Consider the following 19,674-nt stretch of genomic DNA (forward strand, 5'->3'; position numbering starts at 1 on the left):
CTATCCCGACCGGGTCCCGGTGATGCCGAACACCCGCTCGGCCGTGCGGTGGGCGATCGCGGTTCGCTGATCGTCGCTCAACGGGGCGTCGCGCAGGAAGGTCACCGCAGCTGCGGGATCCTCGTACGGGTAGTCGATCGCGAACATGATCGCGTCCTGCCCGACCGCGCGCAGAGCCAGTTCGAGCACGTCCGGATCGTCGATTCCGCTGGTGGTGATCACCATATTGCGGCGGAAGTACTCACTGGGAGTCAACGACAGTTTCGGCATCGGTGTTGCTGCCCCGATCGTCCGCGTCGCGAATCCGTGCCGATTGTCGATTCGCCTGAGCCAGTAGGGAATTCCCTCGCCGAGATGCCCGAGGACGATGGTCAGATCCGGGTAGCGATCCAGCGTTCCGCTGAGGATGAGCCGCATGGCGTGCAGCCCGGCCTCGGCCTGATAACCCCAGATCGCCCCCGGCATCCCGTAGTCGCGGTAGACCGGCATGCTCGGCGCGCGCGGATGCAGGTAGATCGGCGCGCGGTTGGCCTCGGCCGCCGCCAGCAGCGGACCGAATTCCGGTTCGTCCAGGTACCGCCCGCCGGTGTGCGAATTGATCATGACGCCGTTGAGCCCGAGCGGACCCATTCCTCGTTCGATCTCCTCGGCCGCGGCCACCGGATCCTGCGGCGTCACCGTGCCCAGTCCACCGAACCGGTCCGGACGACGCCGCACGATCTCGGCCAGCGCATCGTTGAACAGCCTCGCCAGCGGCACCGCATCGGCCGCCGGAAATGCCTGCACGCCAGGAGGATTCAGACTCAGTACCGCCATGTCCTGGCCGAGTGCGTCCATCTCGCGCAGCCGGGCGTCGATATCGGTGAGCCTAGTCCGAAGATCCGGATCACGCTCTATTGCCCGGAGCAGATCCACTTCGACCTCGTCACCCGGCGCGACATCCACACCGTGTGCGACACCGAGGAATTCCTCGGTGGACATATGCTCCTCCACCGCGATGACGCGCAGGTCGTGCCCGACGGGTGCGGCTGCCCGATCACCTTGTGCCACAAACTCTTCGCTCGACCTACCCATCGACTCCTCCTGTCCGGAGCCCAGCCGCCCGCTCATGCCCGCCGACCGCCGTCGACCGACAGTGCGATTCCGGTGACGTAGGACGCCGCGTCCGAGCACAGCCAGACCGCCGCCGCAGCCGCCTCCCCCGGTGTCGCCAACCGGCCGAGCGGAGTGTTCGCGGACTGCCGCGCGACCATGTCGGTACCCGCGGCCACCTGCTCGAATCCGGGAGTCAGGGTCGGCCCCGGACAGACGGCGTTGACCCGGATGTTCCGGTCGGCGTAGTCGACCGCGGCGACCTTGGTGAGCCCGACGATGCCGTGTTTGGCGGCCACATACGCCGGAGCGGTCGGGATCGCGTACAGACCGCCGTTCGAGGCGACGTTCACGATCGCGCCGCCACCCGCGAGCAGCGGCAGCTCGTATTTCATGCACAGAAAGGTCCCGGCCAGGTTGACGCGGATCACCCGGTCGAATTCGTCCAGAGTCATCTCGTCGAGCCGCCGATGATGCGAGGCCAGCCCCGCGTTGTTCACGGCGAAATTCAGGCCGCCGTATGCCTGGACCACGCGCTCGACCGCAGCTCGCACCGAGGATTCCGCCGCGATGTCGACGGTGACAGCCAGCGCCTCACCGCCGTCCGCCCGAATCGCGTCGACGGTCTCGGCCGCCGCACTCGGGTCGATGTCGAGCACGGCGACCGCGGCGCCCTCGCGGGCGAAGGCCACCGCCGCCGCCCGGCCGATCCCACTGCCCGCGCCGGTGACCAGGCCGATCTTCCTACCTTCGGCGCTCATACCAGTGACTCGTGGTTCGCCCAGGCCACCTTGTACGGGTGCCGCGACTGCCAGCGATCGATGACCTCGTGCACGCCGGGCGCGGCGAATGCCTTCCCCAGCGTCTCGACATCGGGCAGGCCGATCTGCACGATCGCGGTCGCGATCAGCGCCGGAATGGCTTCCTCACCGGGAATCGGGATATGCCGCCGCGTCACGATCGACTGTGTGAGCCCGGTGGCGAGCATGGCTTGTTCGATATCCGCGAGGTATCGGTCGAGCTCGTCGTCGGGCAGTGGCCGATCGAAGGAAACAATCATCGTGTGGTTGATCATGAGGTAATTCTCGGTCGATCACATCGCATCCGTCCAAGACCTGTTCGTTATCCGGCGATAACCTGGAGGCATGGTCGAACTGGAAACCCGGGAGCTCGAGTACTTCATCGCGGTCGCCGACGAACTGCATTTCGGCCGGGCTGCGGTCCAGCTGTCGATCGCGCAACCGGCGCTGTCCAAGGCGATCCGGCGAATCGAGAGCAGGCTCGGCGTTCCGCTGTTCGTGCGCTCGAGCCGACATGTCGAACTCACCCCGGCCGGGGAATCCCTGCGTGAACACGGACGGCACGCGCTCAATGCGGTCAGCGCCGCGGTCCGCAACGCCCGGCACGCCGGTGACGCCCAGACCCACCTGCGGCTCGTGCTCAAACCCGGCGGCGATGCCGGGCTGCTGTCCGGAATTCTGGCCGAATACTCCCACCAGCCGGACGCCCGTCGGGTGGATATCCTGTTCAGCGGCCCCGTCGACCGCACCGACTTCCTGCGCGAGGACCGCGCCGACGTCGGTTTGCTCTACGCACCCTTCGACGACCTCGACGGCCTCGCCCACGAGATATTGCACACCGAGGACCGCGTGGTCATCGTCCCGCATCGGCACCGCCTCGCCGACCGCGCATCGGTACGGATGTCCGACCTCGAAGGCGAGACGCTTCCGTGCTGGAAGGGCCTGCCCGGCGACGAGGGCACCGGCCCCGAGGTCTCCGATGTGGTCCAGATGATGCACATGATCTCGGTGGGCCGCATGATCGCGATACTCCCCCGCTCACTGGTCGAGAACACCCCACCGGACCTGGTCTGCATCCCCGTCTCCGACGCCCCGCCGAGCCACCTCGTCCTGGCCCGGAACGAACACGACCAGCGCCCGTCGGTCATGGCGTTCGTGGCCGCCGCACTCCGCGCCCGCCGTCACGACACCGAATCGAGCACGGGAACCCCTGTGCGCCAATAGATTCGAACACGGTGCGACCAGGCGGCCACGGACAGAACTCGACCCGATGTCACTCAGGCCGATTCGGCGAGGGCGGCGGATTGCCAGACGTCGGCGAGGTCCTGCAGCGGAATGTCCAGGGCCCGACTCAGGCCGACGACGGTGCCGAAGGCGGGACTGGGGAGCCGGCCGGACTCGATCTTGCGGAGGGTTTCCGGTGAAATGCCGGCGGACTGTGCGATATCGCCGAGATCCCGGCCCGCGCGGGCCGAGCGCAGGAAGGCGCCCAGGCGACGACCCGCTTCCACCTGCGCGGGAGTGAGCGGGAGACGGACCATGCCGACAGACTACGAGTGGTATTCAAATACCGCAAGCGGCTTGGTATACAAATACCGGATGCGCTACGTTGGTATTTAAATACCATCAAGGAGGTACCCGTGGTCGAGCTGAAGACGCCCGACGAGATCGACAAAATGCGCGTGACCGGGCAGTTCGTCGGCCAGATCCTGGCCGAACTGCGCGAGCGCGCCCAGGTGGGCGTGAACCTGCTCGACCTCGAGCTGCATGTGCGGCGACGCATCCAGGAGCGTGGCGCGAAGTCGTGCTACTGGGACTATTCGCCGTCCTTCGGTCGCGGCCCGTTCCGCAACACCGTCTGCCTGTCGGTGAACGACGCTGTGCTGCACGGACTTCCGTTCGACTATGTACTGCGCGACGGCGACGTGCTGACCATGGACCTGGCCGTCGAGGTCGACGGTTGGGCGGCCGACTCGGCCGTCACGGTGATCGTCGGCACCCCCGCCGAGGCCGATCAACGGCTCGTCGCCGCCACCGAGGAGGCGCTCGCGGCAGCCATCGAGGTGGCCGTGCCGGGCAATCGGGTCGGTGACATCTCGGCCGCGATCGCCGCCGTCGCCCGCGCGCACGGGTATCCGATCAACACCGAATTCGGCGGTCACGGCATCGGCCGCACCATGCACGAGGATCTGCACATCCCCAACGACGGCCGCGCGGGGCGCGGATTCAAGCTGCGCCGCGGGCTCACCATCGCCATCGAACCGTGGTTCGCCGCGACCACCGATCGCATCTTCGTCGACCCCGACGGCTGGACGTTGCGCTCGGCCGACGGTTCGCGCACCGCGCACAGCGAGCACACCATCGCCGTCACCGACGAGGGGCCGCGCATCCTCACCCTCGCCGCCTGAGGTTCCGGATCTGGTTGTCCGGGTAGATATTTCACCATTATCTCCCCGGCACGGCAGCAGTGCGGACGACCGTGCGACGGCCATCGGCACCTCCGGCTGCCCCATCGTTCGTCTGCACCGCGAAACACATGCGCCGGAAGTGTGCACAGCACGGCTCGGCGCTAGGCTGCGTGCGTGGACAATCCCTTCGGCGCGGTCGGCACCGCGAATTATGTGCTGCTGACCAGCTTTCGCAAGAACGGCACCCCGGTCGGTACGCCGCTGTGGGCGGCGCTGGACGACGGCAAACTGTACGTCTGGACCGTCACCGACAGCTGGAAGGTCAAGCGGATCCGCCGCAATCCCGCGGTGACCATGCAGCCCTGCACTGTCAGCGGCACCCCGCGCGGAACGGTCGTCAACGGCACCGCGCGGATCCTCGACGACACCGGCAGCGATCGAGTGCGGCGACTGATCAAGCGCAAGTACTCGATTCAGGGCTGGCTGGTCGTGGTCGGCAGCCAGTTGCGACGCGGGCGGAAGGGCACCATCGGCATCGAGATCACCGCCGACGCCTGAGCCGCCCGCCTCGCGACGGGGCCGCCGCTACTGAGCCCCGTCCCGCGGGGTGACCGACAGCCCAACCGAGCCGTCGCTCCCCTTCACCAGTTTGTGCGCGCGGATCAGGATCGTGCCGATCACACCGTACTTGTGGCCGACGATCCCGCGAACCCGCTCGGTCCCCGACGAGTCGAGCACCTCGGCCGTTCCGTTCAGCACTTCCGCCGAGGTGGTGCGGCCCCGGTTGTCGCACGATTGCAGCCGCACCTGCGGATTGCGCCGAATCCGCTTCACCTTCCACGACGAGGCGTAGGTCCACACCACGATTCGATCCCCGTCCGGCGCCACCCACACGGGCGCACCGACCGCGGTGCCGTCCTTCTTGTAGCTCGTGAGCAGCGCGTACTTACTGTTCGCCAGTTCGTCCCAGGTCATGCCACAACGCTAGGCCGTGCCCGGAGCGCGTGCATCCGTCCGCGGTCGGACCCCGCCATACGCCCCCGGGCGTACCGCGCTACTCGAGCTCGCCCTCGGTCTCCAGGTACACCTGCCGCAGCTTGTCCAGAGTCTCCTGTTCGGGCTGCTCCCACAGTTTGCGCTCGGCCGCCTCGAGCAGCCGCTCGGCGATACCGTGCAGCGCCCACGGATTCGACTGCTCCATGAACTTGCGGTTGGTCTCGTCGAATACGTAACTCTCCGAGAGCTTCTCGTACATCCAGTCGGCCACCACATTGGTCGTCGCGTCGTAGCCGAACAGATAGTCCACGGTGGCGGCCATCTCGAACGCCCCCTTGTACCCGTGCCGCCGCATGGCCTCGAGCCAGCGCGGATTCACCACGCGCGCCCGGAACACGCGGGCGGTCTCCTCGGACAGGGTGCGGGTGCGCACCGCGTCGGGACGAGTGCTGTCACCGATGTACGCCTCGGGATTCGTGCCGGTGAGCGCGCGCACGGCGGCCACCATGCCGCCGTGGTACTGGAAGTAGTCGTCCGAGTCGGCGATATCGTGCTCGCGGGTGTCGGTGTTCTTGGCGGCGACCGCGATCCGGCGATATGCGGCGCGCATGTCGTCGGACGCGGGTGCGCCGTCCAGATCGCGCCCGTACGCGAAACCACCCCACGCGGTGTAGACCTGCGCCAGATCGTCGTCGGTGCGCCAGCTGCCCGAATCGATCAGCTGCAGCAGACCCGCGCCGTAGGTCCCCGGCTTGGAGCCGAAAATGCGTGTGGTGGAACGACGTTCGTCACCGTGCTCGGCCAGATCGGCCCGGCTGTGTGCTCGCACGTAGTTCAACCGGTCCGGCTCGTCGAGGTTCGCGACCAGCTGGACGGCGTCGTCGAGCATGGCCAGCACGTGCGGGAAGGCATCGCGGAAGAACCCGCTGATGCGGACCGTCACGTCGATACGCGGGCGGCCCAGCTCGGCCTGCGGAATCACCTCCAGCGTGGTGACGCGCCGGCTCGCCTCGTCCCAGATCGGCCGCACCCCCAGCAGCGCCAGGACCTCGGCGATATCGTCGCCGGAGGTGCGCATGGCGGAGGTGCCCCACACCGACAGCCCGACCGAACGCGGGTAGTCGCCGTGATCGGCCCGGTACCGCTCGAGCAGCGAATCGGCCATCGCCTGACCGGTCTCCCAGGCCAGTCGCGAGGGCACCGCCTTGGGGTCCACCGAGTAGAAGTTGCGGCCCGTGGGCAGCACGTTGATCAACCCGCGCAACGGCGATCCGCTGGGTCCGGCCGGGATGAACCCGCCGTCGAGCGCGTGCAGGATGCGCGTGATCTCCACGCCGGTCTGCCGCAGCCGCGGCACCACCTCGGTCGCGGCGAAGCCGAGTACCCGGCGCACCGCATCCAGACGTTCGGGATCCACATCGGAATCCGCGACCAGGCGCTCGGTGAGCGCATCGATCTCCGAGGCCGCCCAGCCCGTCTCCTGCATTGCCGAGACGAGCTCGCGTGCCCGCTTCTCGAAGGCGTCGACACGTTCGCGCGATTCGTCCCCGGATTCGCTGAGCCCCAACGCCTCTCGCAGACCCGGCACGTGATCCTCACCGCTCCAGAGCTGCCGGGCGCGCAGCATGGCCAGCACCAGATCCACCTCGGCCGCACCGCTGGGCGCCTGACCGAGGATGTGCAGGCCGTCGCGGATCTGCACATCCTTGATCTCGCACAGCCAGCCGTCGACGTGCAGCAGCATGTCGTCGAAGGACTCCTCGTCCGGGCGCTCGGTCAGCCCCAGATCGTGGTCCATCTCGGCCGCGCGCATGAGCGTCCAGATCTGCTGACGGATGGCGGGCAGTTTGGCCGGATCCAGCGCGGAGATGTTGGCGTGCTCGTCCAGCAACTGCTCGAGCCGGGAGATGTCGCCGTAGGTCTCCGCCCGCGCCATCGGCGGAATCAGGTGATCGACCAGGGTGGCGTGGGCGCGACGCTTGGCCTGGGTGCCCTCGCCGGGATCGTTCACCAGGAACGGATAGATCAGCGGCAGATCGCCCAGTGCGGCATCGGTTCCGCAGGTCGAGGACATGCCGAGCGTCTTGCCGGGCAACCATTCCAGGTTGCCGTGCTTGCCCAGGTGGACCATGGCGTCGGCGGCGAAACCGTCCGGCGCGGCCAGCCAGCGGTAGGCGGCCAGATAGTGGTGACTCGGCGGCAGATCCGGATCGTGGTAGATCGCGACCGGATTCTCCCCGAAGCCGCGCGGCGGCTGCACGATCAGCACCACGTTGCCGAATCGCAGTGCGGCGATGACGATCTCACCGCGCGGATCGGCCGACCGGTCGACGTACATCTGTCCCGGCGGCTCACCCCACGCCTGCACGACCGCGGCACGCAACTCCGCGGGCAAGGTGTCGAACCAGGCGGTGTAGGCAGCCGCGCCGATGCGAATCGGGTTGCCCTCCAACTGTTCGGCGGTCAGCCAGTCCGGATCCTGACCACCTGCCGCGATGAGGGCGTGGATCAGAGCGTCACCATCGGCCTGCTCGAGCCCTGGGATCTCCCCCTGCTCACCCAGATCGTAACCGGCCGAACGCATCTCACTCAGCAGCGCGATGGCGCTGGCCGGCGTGTCCAGGCCGACGGCGTTGCCGATCCGGGCGTGCTTGGTCGGATAGGCCGACAACACGATCGCGATCCGCTTGTCCGAGGCCGGAATATGCCGCAGTCGCGCGTACCGCACCGCGATCCCGGCCACCCGCGCCGCACGCTCGGGATCGGGCACGTAGGCGGACAGCCCCTCCTCGTCGAACTCCTTGAACGAGAACGGAACCGTGATGATGCGGCCGTCGAATTCGGGCACGGCCACCTGGGTGGCCACGTCCAGCGGGGACAGTCCTTCGTCGCTGTCGGCCCACTGCTCGCGGCCGGTGGTCAGGCACAGACCCTGCAGAATCGGCACGTCCAGATCGGCGAGCGCGCCGATGTCCCATGCCTCGTCGTCGCCTCCGGCGGATGCGGTGGCGGGTTTGGTGCCGCCCGCGGCCAGCACCGTCACCACCAGGGCATCGGCACCGCGCAACGTGGCGATCAGCTCCGGTTCCGCGGTGCGCAGCGACGCGCAGTACAGCGGCAGCGGGCGCGCCCCGGCCTCTTCGATCGCCGCGCACAGCGCCTCGATATAGGCGGTGTTCCCGGCCAGATGTTGGGCGCGGTAGTACAGCACCGCGACCGTGGGACCCGTGACGTCCGCACGCGAGGCCCGCTCGAGTTCGCCCCAGTTCGGCAGGTGGACCGGCGGCTCGAAGCCGTATCCGGTGAGCAGCACGGTGTCGGACAGGAAATTGTGCAGCTGCCGCAGATTCTCCGCACCACCCGCGGCCAGATAATTGTGCGCGTCCGCGGCGACGCCGCCCGGCACGGTCGAGCACTCCATCAGCTCGGCATCGGGGGCCATCTCCCCGCCCAGCGCGACCACCGGGACGCCGCTCGCGCGCACCGTGTCGAGCCCCTGCTCCCAGGCCCGGCGACCGCCCAGGATGCGCACCACGACCAGATCCGCGCCGTCGAGCAGGGCGGGCAGATCGTCCGGCAACAGTCGCGCCGGATTGCCGAGGCGGTAGTCGGCACCGCTGGCCCGCGCGGACAGCAGGTCGGTGTCGGAGGTGGACAGCAGCAGGATCACGATCGGCCTTTCCTCGGGTTTCGCGCCCATCAGGGATTCGTGCCTGCCGGGAGGGTCTGACTGTCACAGTGGCGCGACCGCACCGGAATTGCACCGGTTTCCTCGGGACAGGCAGGCACCGGGATGCTACCGCGCCGCACCGACACCTCCGCCGAGCGCCCATAACGACCTGGCACACACCCTCCCGGAACAGATGTCGGCGGCGTACGCTCGATCTATGCCGAACTCACCAGGGTGGGCCAGGCGAAATCGGTTCGCCGCCTGGTCAGGAATTGTTTGCATGATGGTTGCTGTCGCCTTGCTGGCGATGACACTGGCGTCTGCCGCCCAGAACAACTCGCTGACGATCGTCGCGGCCGGAGCGTGCGCGGTGATCGCGATAGCGGGTCTGCTCATCTTCGAATCCACGGCACATTCCGATCGGATTCGCCATCACGAAACGCCACATCTGTTGTCCGACAGCTATGTTCCTGATCCGCCGTGGGCGCGTCGCGCCCGTGCGCTGAGGCGCACCGGCAGGAGAGGACCCTGAGCGTATGTCCATGACTCCGAACTGGGTTCGACGCAATCATTTCACCGCCTGGTCCGGCTATTTCTGCGCGCTGCTCGGCTTCGCGACGCTGGCCATGACGCTGACCGCGGCGGGTACCGGACACACCGGGTACGCGATGATCGCAGGCGTTCTGTTCGCGCTGACGCTGGTCTACGCACTGACCCTGATCACCACCACGGTGCGCCGCGATCACGCCGACCATCACGCGACACCGAATCTGCTGGCGGACAAGTGGGATCAGACCCCGCGCGCACTGCGCCGCCGCGCCATGCTGACACCGGTTCGCTCACACCAGGTGCAACCTCGGCCCTGATCGCGTGATCGAACCGCCCCGACCATGGTGCGGAGCCGAAACTCACCCGCGGCGGACTATGCCCGGACGAGCCGTACGCTGGGTGGATCATGACTCGCTCCGCCCCTGACTCCTGCCCCGGCGTGCTGCGCCTGCACGAGGCCGCCGACGGATCGCTGGCGCGTATCCGCCTGCCCGGCGGCCGGTTGCGCCCGGATCAGCTGCTGGCCCTGGCCGAGGCCGCCCGCGATCTCGGCGACGGCGGCATCGAGTTGACTTCGCGCGGCAACGTCCAGCTCCGCCGAATCGGCGATGCCGAGGCACTGGCCGCCCGGCTCGGGAGCGCGGACCTGTTGCCCAGCCGCACCCACGAGCGCGTGCGCAACATCGTGGCCTCACCGCTGTCCGGACGGCTCGGCGGCCTGGCCGACATCCGAGATCTGATCCCCCGGCTGGACGACGCCCTGCGCGCGGCACCGGCCCTGGCCGATCTCCCCGGCCGCGTGCTGTTCACCCTCGACGACGGGCGCGGCGACGTCAGCGGCCTCGGCGGCGATTTCGGCATCCACGCCGTGGGCGCGGACGACTACGCGCTACTGCTGGGCGAGCGGGACAGCGGCATCCGGGTACCGGGCACACAGGCGGTCGAGGTGCTACTCGCTGCCGCACATGAGTTCCAGGCGCTGCGCGGCGAACAGTGGCGGCTGCGCGAGATCGCCGACGGACCCGCGCGAATCGTCGCGGCACTCGGCCTGGAACCGACCGCCGATCCACTGGAACCACCAGCGCCACAGGATATTCCGATCGGCTGGTTCGCCCAGGACGACGGTCTGGTGAGCCTCGGTGCGGGTGTGCGACTGGGTGCGCTGCCCGCCCGGACGGCCGAATTCCTCGCCGCGGTGGACCGTCCGGTCGTTCTCACGCCGTGGCGCAGCCTGATCCTGTCCGACCTGGACGAGTGGACCGCCGAACAGGTGGTGCGCGTCCTGGCCCCGATGGGCCTGATCTTCGACGCCGCCTCGCCGTGGCTGCTGGTGACGGCGTGCGCCGGACAACCCGGCTGTGCCAAATCCCGCACCGATGTGCGCGCGGACGCCGCCGACGCGGTCACCGAAGGGCGGGTGTCGCCGAGCGGCACACCGCCTGCCGGGGTGGGCCTGACCGTCGAGGAAATCGCGGTTCCGGGACGTCAGCACTGGTCCGGATGCGAGCGCCGCTGCGGCCGCCCACGCGGCGTGGTCACCGACGTGGTGGCCGAATCGGACGGCTACCGCATCAGCCCGCCCGTCCCCCGCTGACACACTCGGTCCGGGAAGCCCCGGGACCGGGAACTATGGTGTACGCCATGTCCGACGTGCGTACCAGCTACCTCACCGACGGGGCCGAGATCTATCGGCGCTCGTTCGCGACCATCCGGGCCGAGGCGGATCTGGCCCGGTTCCCGGCCGACGTCGCGCAGGTGGTGGTCCGCATGATCCACGCCTGCGGGCAGGTCGATCTGGCCGCCGACGTGGACCACAGCGAGCACGTCGTCGCGAGTGCGCGGACCGCGCTGCGAGCGGGTGCGCCGATCCTGTGTGATGCCAACATGGTCGCCGCCGGGGTGACGCGCAAACGCCTGCCCGCGGACAACGAGGTGATGTGCCTGCTCGGCGATCCCCGGGTTCCGGCACTGGCACAGACCATGGGCAATACCAGATCGGTTGCGGCACTGGAACTTCTGCGTGACCGCCTGGACGGCGCGGTGGTCGCGGTGGGCAATGCGCCGACCGCGCTGTTCCACCTGCTGGACATGCTCGACGCGGGTGCGCCCCGGCCCGCCGCGGTGCTGGGCATCCCGGTCGGCTTCATCGGCGCCGCGGAATCCAAGCAGGCGCTGACCGAATTCGGCGACGTGGAGTATCTGACCGTCCGAGGGCGGCGCGGCGGCAGCGCGATCACCGCGGCGGCACTGAATGCGATTGCGAGCGAACAGGAATGAGCGAACAGGACCGCACGCAACAGCCCGCCGCGTCGACACCGCCCCCTCGTTCCGCGCAGCCGCGCGCGGGCAAACTGTGGGGTATCGGTCTGGGCCCCGGCGATCCGGAACTGGTGACGGTCAAGGCCGCCCGGATCATCGGCGAGGCCGATGTCATCGCCTTTCACAGCGCTCGGCACGGCCGCAGCATCTCCCGCGGCATCGCCGCGGCCTACATGCGCCCGGGACAACTCGAGGAACACCTCGTCTACCCGGTGACGACCGAGACCACCGACCATCCGGGCGGCTATCAGGGCGCCATCGACGAGTTCTACGAACAGGCCGCGGCCACCCTCGCCGCCCATCTCGCGGCCGGGCGCTCGGTGGCGCTGCTGGCTGCCGGAGATCCGCTGTTCTACAGCTCGTACATGCATATGCACCGCCGCTTGGCCGATCGGTTCGAGGCCGAGATCATCCCGGGCATCACCTCGGTCAGCGCCGCCTCGGCCGCACTGGGCACACCCCTGGTGGAAGGCGATCAGGTGCTGACCGTCCTGCCCGGCACCCTGCCCGCCGAGGAGCTGACCCGCCGCCTGACCGAAGCCGACGCGGCCGTGGTGATGAAGTTGGGGCGCACATATCCGAGTGTGCGGCAAGCACTTTCGGATGCGGGGCGACTGGACGACGCGTACTACGTCGAGCGGGCCAGCACCGGACGTCAGCGAGTGCTGCGCGCGGGCGAGGTGGATGCGGCCGAGGTGCCGTACTTCGCGATCACCGTCGTACCGGGACCGACTCCGACGACCGAGATTCCGCTCACCGCGGCGGATGCCACGCACCGCACCCGAATCTCGGAAACCGTAGCGCCGCAGGATGATCGCCCGGCAATCGGGGAGGTCGTAGTGGTCGGTCTCGGTCCGGGATCACCGGACTGGACCAGCCCCGAGGTCGCCCGCGCACTGTCCGAGGCGACGGATCTGGTCGGCTACACCACCTATATCGACCGGGTGCCGGTCCGGCCGGGTCAACGCCGCCACGCCAGCGACAATCGGGTCGAATCCGAACGCGCCGCCATGGCACTGGATCTGGCCAGACACGGCGCGCGGGTCGCGGTTGTCTCCTCCGGAGATCCGGGCGTATTCGCCATGGCCGCGGCGGTGGTCGAGGAATCGGCCGATCCGCAGTGGCGCGAGGTCCCGGTCCGGGTGCTGCCCGGAATGACCGCCGCGAGTGCGGTCGCGAGCCGGGTGGGAGCGCCGCTGGGACACGATTTCGCGATGATCTCGCTGTCGGACCGGCTCAAGCCGTGGGAGACGGTGGCACAGCGCATATCGGCGGTGGCGTCCGCCGATATGGCCATCGCGGTGTACAATCCGGCGTCCTCGCAGCGCACCTGGCAGGTGGCGGCACTGCGCGACCTGATCCTGGAACACCGCAAGCCGGATACGCCGGTGGTTCTGGGCCGCGACGTCGGCGGTCCGGCCGAATCGGTTCGCGTGCTCACCCTGTCCGAACTCGATCCCGCCGAGGTGGACATGCGCACACTGCTGATCATCGGAGCCTCCACCACAACCGCATTCGACACTCCGGCCGGTCGCCGGGTGTTCACCTCCCGGCGGTACGCGACCCCCTGAGCACGGCTTCCGATCCGAGCGTTAATATTCCAATGTGGAACGTTGATGTGGAAGGGTGGATATGGCCGAGGGTGAATCGAAGCGGGGTCTGAACTCGACCGCGGCCTCGCTGCTGGGTTTTCTGCACGAGGGGTCGATGGCCGGGTGGGATCTGGTGAATCTGGCTCAGGAGCGGATCGGGGACTTCTGGACGATCACGCAGAGCCAGGTGTACCGCGAATTGGCCGCAATGGACCGGATCGGCCTGGTGGAGAAGGGACAGACGGGGGTGCGCGAGCGCACGCCGTACCGGATCACCGAGGCCGGGCGGGAAGCCTTCGCGCAGTGGATCGCCCGCGATCCGGGCGCGGAAACCATCCGGGTGCCGCTGCTGCTGACGCTGGCGTTCGGCGAATTCGTCGAACCCGAGCGGCTGAATCGGATCATCGCCGCCAATCGCACGATCCACGAGGAACGACTCGAGCGTTATCTCGCGGGGATCGACGACACGCGATCCCGGTGCGAAAGGGCCACACTGGATTTCGGGATCGGTTACGAACGCGCGGTGCTGGACTGGTTCGATCGGCTGCCCAGGTTGCTCGCACGGTCCGCAGACGACAGCCCTGCCGGATAGTCACTCTTTCACGGCTACAGCGCATTCCGGCCGCAACGGCCCGAGGCGTTCGTGGTCACGGCAGTCTGCGCAGCCAATCCCACGCGGCGGCAACCGATTCCGCAGTCCGCGCGCCAGCGGGCAGGGATGGGCGATCGATCATGACGACGGGAATACCACAGGCGCGCGCCGCGAACAGTTTGGCCACGGTCAGCTCTCCCCCGCTGTCCTTGGTGACCAGGACATCGATCCGACGTTCGGTCAGCAGGCGGATCTCGTCCTCGATGGCGAAAGGTCCACGCGCCAGCAACAATTCATGATTCGGTGGCAGTTTCGCGCTCGGCGGATCGATCGCGCGGATCAGAAACCAGCTGCCGGTCAGGTCCGCGAACGCGCCGACCTCCTGACGGCCGATCGTCAGGAATATCCGGGATCCCAGCCCGGCGGCGGTATCGACCGCCGCCGCGATATCGGGCACCCGGATCCACCGATCTTCCCGATGTTTCCGCCATCCCGGCCGACGTACGTGCAGCACAGGCAGATCCAGCGCCGCGGCCGCGGCGGCCGCATGAGCGGAGATGACGCCCGCGAACGGATGGGTGGCGTCGATCACCACGTCGATATCGTTGTCGCCCAGCCAGTTCCGCAGGCCGTCCACGCCACCGAATCCACCGATCCGGACCTCTCCCACCGGCAGAACGGGCTCGCTAACCCGACCGGCCAGCGAGGACACTGCAGTGAATCCACTGTCGCTGCTCATCATTTCGGCGAGGTTCCGCGCCTCCCGGGTGCCGCCGAGGATCAGGACCCGGCGGGACCGGTCACCCATCCTTCACCACTGCCCACTGGGTGATCGGCAGATGCGGCCGCCAGGTGGTGAATCCGCCGAGTGGTTCGGCGCGGTAGACCTGGAATCGGGTCAACGCACCGCCGAATTCGGCCGACCACGCGCCCAGCAGCGTCTCCGCCTCCGCGGTGACCGCGTTGACGACCAGGCGTCCACCAGATCGCAGTTTGACCCAGCAGTTCTCGAACAGGCCCCGCTGGGTCAGTCCGCCGCCGAGGAATATCGCGTCCGGCGTGGGGAATTCGTCGTCCGCCAACTCCTCGAGCACCTCACCGAGCACCGTGATCCCCGGCACCCCGAGGGCCAGCGCGTTGGCGGCGATCTGGCCCCGTCGCGCACCGGACCGCTCGAAAGTGATGGCGCGGCAGGTCGGATGGGTGCGGCACCATTCGATGGCGATCGTGCCCGATCCGCCGCCGACATCCCACAACAGCTCGCCCGGGGACGGCGCGAGCGCCGCGAGCGACAGGGTGCGGACCTCACGCTTGGTGAGCTGGCCGTCGCCACGGTAGATCTCGTCCGGTAGTCCCGGCAGCCGGGTCAGTCGCGGGGCGGCCCGATCGGCGAGGCAGTCCACGGCGACGATATTGAGCCGGTCGCCCGGCGGTTCGGCCCAGTCGGCCGCGACACCCTGGACCATGCGCTCGGCCACTCCGCCGAGCTGTTCGAGCACCGTCATCCGAGATTGCCCGAAACCGTTGCCCGACAGCAGTTTCGCGAGTTCGGACGGGGTGCGCTCATGTTCGCTCAGCACCAGGATCCGGCGGCGATGGGCCAATTCGGGCAGTACCGTCTCGATCGGGCGCCCGACGGCGGTGGCCACCGCGATCTCCGCGAGACCCCACCCGAGCCTGGCGCACGCCAGGCTGGCCGAGGAGGGCTGCGGCAACACCCGAAGCGCCTGCGGCCCCAGGAGTTTCGCCAGCGACACCCCGATTCCGTAGAACATCGGATCACCGCTCGCGAGCACGCAGACACGTCTGTTGCGGTGTGCGGCAAGTAGATCCGCGAGCGCGGGCAGCAGTGGGGAGGGCCAGGGCAGCCGCTCGGGCCCACCCGAGGGGAGCATCGCCAGCTGCCGGCTCGAACCGAACACCACCTCGGAGCGCTCCACGGCCTCGCGCGCCGCCGCGCCGAGCCCGTCCCAGCCGTCCGCGCCGATCCCCACCACCGCGATCGGGGTCCTAACGGGCCACGGCTCCATGCCCGTACCCGGCGTGTCGTTCATCGCGGCAACCGTCGCCAGACCGATCGCGGCAGGAATCGCACGGCGAAGTAGAGCGGGCGCATCATGGCCGGGGCCCAGGCGATCGCGCGCCGGGACCGCAGACTCGCGACGACCACATCGGCGACCTGACCGGGCCGCACCGAGAAGGGCGCCGGATCCATCCCCTCGGTCATCCGCCCGATGACGAACCCGGAGCGCACCAGCAACAGGTGAACTCCACTGCCGTGCAACGCATCCGCCAATCCGGTGGCGAAACCGTCCAGGCCCGCCTTACCCGATCCGTACACGTAGTTGGCGCGCCGGACCCGGAATCCGGCCACCGAGCTGAAGACCACCAACTGTCCGCTGCCCTGTGCGCGCAGGATGGCCGCGAGAGTCGTCAGAATGCTGACCTGGGCGATGAAATCGGTCTGCAGCACCGCGACCGCGGCGGCGGGGTCCCGTTCGGCGAGTTCCTGATCGCCGAGGACGCCGAAAGCCAGCACAGCCACGCCGATCCGGCCGTGCTCGGCGGCGATCTTGTCCAGCAGCGGCTGATGCGAGGGCAGATCGTCGGCGTCGAATTCCACGCTGTGCACCGCCGTCGCGCCCGCGCGGTCGAGTGCGGCCCGTTCGTCGGCCAGATCAGCGCTGCGCCGCGCGGCCAGAATCACCACTCGGCCGCGCGCCATCCGCTGCACGATCTCGAGACCGATCTCGCTGCGGCCGCCCAGCAGGACGATCGCCCCCTCGTCGACATCATGTGCCCGCATACCCATGGCGGACAGTCTGCCACCGTGACCGCACCGAACCGGACATGTGGGTACGCTCGGGTCACTCGGGTGCGGGCGCGGCGGCGGGGATTGTTAGCGTCACATTCATGACCAGCACCGGCGCACGTATCGCACTGTCCGCAGCTGCCCTCGAATTCGTCGCCGAGCGGCATGTGGCCACCCTGACCACGCTCCGCGCGAACGGCACCCCGCACATGGTCCCGATCGGCTTCACCTGGGATCAGGACAGCGGCATCGCCCGGATCATCACCTCCGGCGACACGGTGAAGGCCCGCAACGTCCGACGCACCGGCTACGCCGCGGTCAGCCAGGTCGACGGCGCCCGCTGGCTCACCCTCGAGGGCCCCGCGGAAATCCTCACCGACCCCGACGCGGTCACCGAGGGCGAACGTCGCTACACCGAGCGTTATCGCCCGCCGCGGATCAACCCCGCCCGTGTCGTCATCGCCATCCGCCCCACCCGCCTGCTCACCGGGGCGGCCCTGCGCGACTGACGAACGCGCACCCTCTGTCGCTCAGACCGCGGTGAGCCCGTGCGGACGGTGGTTCACCGATTCGCAGCCGTCCCCGGTGACGATGACGATGTCCTCGATGCGAGCGCCCCATTCGCCCGGGAAGTAGATGCCGGGTTCGATGCTGAAGGCCATACCGGGCTCGAGCACGATGTCGTTGCCGCTGACGATGTAGGGCTCCTCGTGCACCGACAGGCCGATGCCGTGTCCGGTGCGGTGGATGAAGGCTTCGCCCAATCCGGCCTGCGCCAACACATTTCGCGCGGCGGCATCGACCGATTCGGCGCTGGCACCGGGGCGCACGGCCGCCATGGCCGCCGCCTGGGCCTGTTCGAGGATCGCGATGCGTTCGGCGATCTCCGGATCCGGCTCACCGACGACGTAGGTGCGGGTGGAGTCGGAGTAGTAGCCGGGCTCGACCGGTCCGCCGATGTCCACGACCACCACGTCACCGGATTCGATCGGGCGCTCGGAATGCTCGTGGTGCGGGCTCGCGCCGTTGGGCCCGCTGCCGACGATGACGAAGGCAGCCGCGGTGTGCCCCTCCTCGACGATCGCAGCCGCGATATCGGCGGCCACCTCGGCTTCGGTACGTCCCGCGCGCAGCCATTCACCGACGCGCCCATGCACCCGATCGATCGCCGCGCCCGCGCGCCGCAACGCCTCGATCTCGCTGGCGTCCTTACGCATTCGCAACTGCCGCAGGACGGGCGTCGCCGAGACCGGCAGCGCGTTGAGCACATCCGCGATCGGCAGCAGATGCAGCGCGGGCATGGCGTCGGCGACCGCGACGCGCGCGCCGACGTTGAGCGTCGACTTGACGGTCTGGTACGGATTCACCCCGTCGACCCAGTCGACGATCTCCAGGCCGAGATCGGCGGCCGCGGAATCCGTCAGACCGGCCAGTTCCAGCTTCGGCACGACCACCGACGGCGTCGCACCGCTGGCGGGCACCAACAGGCAGGTCAGCCGCTCGAACGACTGCGCCCGGGACCCGATCAGATACTCCAGATCCGGGCCCGGCGTGATCAGCAGCGCGTCCAGATGTGCGGCGCGCAGAAGTTCCGCCGCCCGCTCCAACCGGCCTCCGTACACCTCGGCCTCGAACCGTGATTCCGTTTGCGCGCTCATGATCGTCAACGGTACGCGTTCGGGCGCGTCGCGACGCGGGGTACCGGACGAGCCGACTCACACCGCGTTGTCGGACCGACCGGGTAGCGTCTGCAGCCATGAGTTCACCCGCCCCCGGTCCGCTGCTGCTGCTCGACGGCGCCAGCCTGTGGTTCCGCGCCTTCTACGCGATCCCGGAGAAGATCACCGCGCCCAGCGGACAGCCGGTCAACGCGCTGCGCGGATTCACCGATATGGTGGCGGCGCTCATCACCCGGCACTCCCCCTCCCGGTTGGTGGTCTGCCTGGATCTGAACTGGCGCCCGCAGTTCCGGGTCGAGCTGGTCCCGTCGTACAAGGCCCACCGCCTCGATGATTCCGCGGGCGCGGATCCCGGCGCGGAAGAGGTGCCGGACAATCTCACCCCCCAGGTCGACATGATCCTCGAGGTGCTGGAGGCGGCCGGTATCGCCACCGCGGGCGCGCAGGGCCTCGAGGCGGACGATGTGATCGGCACCCTGGCCACCCGGGAGTCCACCGACGAGGTGATCGTCGTCAGCGGCGACCGTGATCTACTCCAACTGGTTCGCGACGACCCGCAACCCCCCGTGCGGGTCTTCTACGTGGGTCGCGGCCTGGCCAAGGCCGAGTTGTTCGGCCCCGCCGAAGTATCCGCGAAATACGGTGTGCCGCAATCCAATGCCGGCCCCGCCTACGCCGATATGGCCACCCTCCGCGGCGACGCCTCCGACGGCCTGCCCGGCGTGGCAGGCATCGGCGACAAATCCGCCGCCACCCTGATCACCCGCTTCGGCACCCTGGAAGCCCTCGTCGCCGCCGTCTCCGACCCGAATGCCGAACTGGCCCAAGGCATCCGCAACAAACTCACCGCGGCCCAGGACTACCTGAAAGCCGCCGCCCCCGTCGTCCGCGTAGTCCGCGACGCCGAGGTATCCCTCTCGCGCCCCGACCCCCTCCCCGACACCCCCGTCGCCCCCGACCGCCTACACACCCTCGCGACCACCTACAACGCGGAAAGCCCCATCAAGCGCCTCATCACCGCCCTCGAAGCCAACGCCGCACGCTAGCCACATCCCGACGCCCGACACTTCGCCCGTCCCGGCCGAATCACGCAGCAAGCCAGCCGATTCCAAGCAGTCTCCGAGCTCCAACGCCCACCGGCGAAGCGTCTCCGTCCGCCGGAACA

The 19,674-nt window shown here is 68.8% G+C and carries 21 protein-coding genes; 11 read left to right on the plus strand and 10 right to left on the minus strand.

All coding sequences use genetic code 11. The features are described 5' to 3' along the window. Genes ON40_RS15390 through ON40_RS15400 form a run of 3 tightly spaced genes read right to left on the minus strand, consistent with a single transcriptional unit; the run spans position 1 to position 2,167 of the window. Positions 1–1,074: an amidohydrolase family protein gene (locus tag ON40_RS15390; protein WP_218008795.1), complete on the minus strand. Its 1,074-nt coding sequence runs from the start codon at positions 1,072–1,074 to the stop codon at positions 1–3. A 32-nt stretch (positions 1,075–1,106) separates the two neighbouring features. Then, positions 1,107–1,853: an SDR family NAD(P)-dependent oxidoreductase gene (locus tag ON40_RS15395; protein WP_040823036.1), complete on the minus strand. Its 747-nt coding sequence runs from the start codon at positions 1,851–1,853 to the stop codon at positions 1,107–1,109. Then, the gene (locus tag ON40_RS15400) at positions 1,850–2,167 is read right to left on the minus strand and encodes a hypothetical protein (protein ID WP_040823039.1); all 318 of its coding nucleotides are present in this window, start codon (positions 2,165–2,167) and stop codon (positions 1,850–1,852) included. Before ON40_RS15400 ends, ON40_RS15395 begins: the two co-directional genes overlap by 4 nt. 70 nt (positions 2,168–2,237) lie before the next feature. On the opposite strand from ON40_RS15400, the gene ON40_RS15405 reads away from it, so the two are divergent. Continuing rightward, positions 2,238–3,116, plus strand: coding sequence for a LysR family transcriptional regulator (locus tag ON40_RS15405; protein WP_040823042.1), 879 nt, complete (start codon positions 2,238–2,240; stop codon positions 3,114–3,116). Between the two features lie 53 nt (positions 3,117–3,169). Here ON40_RS15405 and ON40_RS15410 read toward each other — a convergent pair whose 3' ends face one another. Then, positions 3,170–3,433 carry a helix-turn-helix transcriptional regulator gene (locus ON40_RS15410; RefSeq protein WP_040823044.1) on the minus strand — a complete coding sequence of 88 codons (264 nt, stop codon included), beginning with the start codon at positions 3,431–3,433 and terminating at the stop codon, positions 3,170–3,172. Between the two features lie 99 nt (positions 3,434–3,532). Here ON40_RS15410 and map point away from each other — a divergent pair, with 99 nt between their 5' ends. Then, on the plus strand, positions 3,533–4,300 hold the full coding sequence (gene map, locus ON40_RS15415) for a type I methionyl aminopeptidase (RefSeq protein ID WP_040823047.1): 768 nt from the start codon (positions 3,533–3,535) through the stop codon (positions 4,298–4,300). Positions 4,301–4,474: 174 nt separating this feature from the next. Beyond that, entirely contained in the window at positions 4,475–4,858 is a 384-nt protein-coding gene (locus tag ON40_RS15420) for a PPOX class F420-dependent oxidoreductase (protein ID WP_040823048.1), read from the plus strand. Between the two features lie 27 nt (positions 4,859–4,885). On the opposite strand, the gene ON40_RS15425 is transcribed toward ON40_RS15420, so the two are convergent. Next, a complete protein-coding gene (locus ON40_RS15425; RefSeq protein WP_040823050.1) occupies positions 4,886–5,275 on the minus strand; it encodes a PPOX class F420-dependent oxidoreductase in 390 nt (129 codons plus the stop codon). Between the two features lie 79 nt (positions 5,276–5,354). Next, the gene (gene cobN, locus ON40_RS15430; protein ID WP_040824147.1) at positions 5,355–8,966 is read right to left on the minus strand and encodes a cobaltochelatase subunit CobN; all 3,612 of its coding nucleotides are present in this window, start codon (positions 8,964–8,966) and stop codon (positions 5,355–5,357) included. A 280-nt stretch (positions 8,967–9,246) separates the two neighbouring features. Here cobN and ON40_RS15435 point away from each other — a divergent pair, with 280 nt between their 5' ends. From ON40_RS15435 to ON40_RS15460, 6 genes are all read left to right on the plus strand, one after another. Then, a complete protein-coding gene (locus tag ON40_RS15435) occupies positions 9,247–9,498 on the plus strand; it encodes a hypothetical protein (RefSeq protein ID WP_040823051.1) in 252 nt (83 codons plus the stop codon). Between the two features lie 4 nt (positions 9,499–9,502). Then, positions 9,503–9,832 (plus strand): hypothetical protein, encoded by a 330-nt coding sequence (locus tag ON40_RS15440; protein WP_051193141.1) that lies wholly within the window; start codon positions 9,503–9,505, stop codon positions 9,830–9,832. Positions 9,833–9,921: 89 nt separating this feature from the next. Further along, the gene (gene cobG, locus ON40_RS15445; RefSeq protein WP_040823052.1) at positions 9,922–11,109 is read left to right on the plus strand and encodes a precorrin-3B synthase; all 1,188 of its coding nucleotides are present in this window, start codon (positions 9,922–9,924) and stop codon (positions 11,107–11,109) included. A gap of 47 nt (positions 11,110–11,156) precedes the next feature. Next, positions 11,157–11,792 carry a precorrin-8X methylmutase gene (locus ON40_RS15450; protein ID WP_040824152.1) on the plus strand — a complete coding sequence of 212 codons (636 nt, stop codon included), beginning with the start codon at positions 11,157–11,159 and terminating at the stop codon, positions 11,790–11,792. Then, positions 11,789–13,405: a precorrin-2 C(20)-methyltransferase gene (locus ON40_RS15455; protein WP_083895654.1), complete on the plus strand. Its 1,617-nt coding sequence runs from the start codon at positions 11,789–11,791 to the stop codon at positions 13,403–13,405. The genes ON40_RS15450 and ON40_RS15455 overlap by 4 nt, the downstream gene beginning before the upstream one ends. A gap of 61 nt (positions 13,406–13,466) precedes the next feature. Beyond that, on the plus strand, positions 13,467–14,018 hold the full coding sequence (locus ON40_RS15460; RefSeq protein ID WP_040823054.1) for a PadR family transcriptional regulator: 552 nt from the start codon (positions 13,467–13,469) through the stop codon (positions 14,016–14,018). Between the two features lie 55 nt (positions 14,019–14,073). Here ON40_RS15460 and ON40_RS15465 read toward each other — a convergent pair whose 3' ends face one another. From ON40_RS15465 to dprE2, 3 genes are read right to left on the minus strand one after another with little or no spacing between them, the layout of a single operon-like run. Next, positions 14,074–14,826, minus strand: a complete 753-nt coding sequence (locus tag ON40_RS15465) for a cobalt-precorrin-6A reductase (protein WP_040823057.1) — start codon at positions 14,824–14,826, stop codon at positions 14,074–14,076. Next, positions 14,819–16,072: a precorrin-6y C5,15-methyltransferase (decarboxylating) subunit CbiE gene (gene cbiE / locus ON40_RS15470; RefSeq protein WP_245567816.1), complete on the minus strand. Its 1,254-nt coding sequence runs from the start codon at positions 16,070–16,072 to the stop codon at positions 14,819–14,821. The genes ON40_RS15465 and cbiE overlap by 8 nt, the downstream gene beginning before the upstream one ends. Continuing rightward, positions 16,069–16,824, minus strand: coding sequence for a decaprenylphospho-beta-D-erythro-pentofuranosid-2-ulose 2-reductase (gene dprE2 / locus ON40_RS15475; RefSeq protein ID WP_373281924.1), 756 nt, complete (start codon positions 16,822–16,824; stop codon positions 16,069–16,071). The genes cbiE and dprE2 overlap by 4 nt, the downstream gene beginning before the upstream one ends. A 107-nt stretch (positions 16,825–16,931) precedes the next feature. Here dprE2 and ON40_RS15480 point away from each other — a divergent pair, with 107 nt between their 5' ends. Next, positions 16,932–17,339, plus strand: coding sequence for a PPOX class F420-dependent oxidoreductase (locus ON40_RS15480; RefSeq protein WP_040824160.1), 408 nt, complete (start codon positions 16,932–16,934; stop codon positions 17,337–17,339). Between the two features lie 21 nt (positions 17,340–17,360). Here the strand turns inward: ON40_RS15480 and ON40_RS15485 are convergent, their stop codons facing one another. Next, on the minus strand, positions 17,361–18,488 hold the full coding sequence (locus ON40_RS15485; protein ID WP_040823060.1) for a M24 family metallopeptidase: 1,128 nt from the start codon (positions 18,486–18,488) through the stop codon (positions 17,361–17,363). Positions 18,489–18,586: 98 nt separating this feature from the next. Between ON40_RS15485 and ON40_RS15490 the strand changes: the two genes are divergently transcribed. Next, the gene (locus ON40_RS15490) at positions 18,587–19,555 is read left to right on the plus strand and encodes a 5'-3' exonuclease (protein WP_040823062.1); all 969 of its coding nucleotides are present in this window, start codon (positions 18,587–18,589) and stop codon (positions 19,553–19,555) included. Positions 19,556–19,674: the final 119 nt, after the last annotated feature.

This window comes from Nocardia jiangxiensis NBRC 101359, assembly GCF_000308615.1.
GTDB lineage: Bacteria > Actinomycetota > Actinomycetes > Mycobacteriales > Mycobacteriaceae > Nocardia > Nocardia jiangxiensis.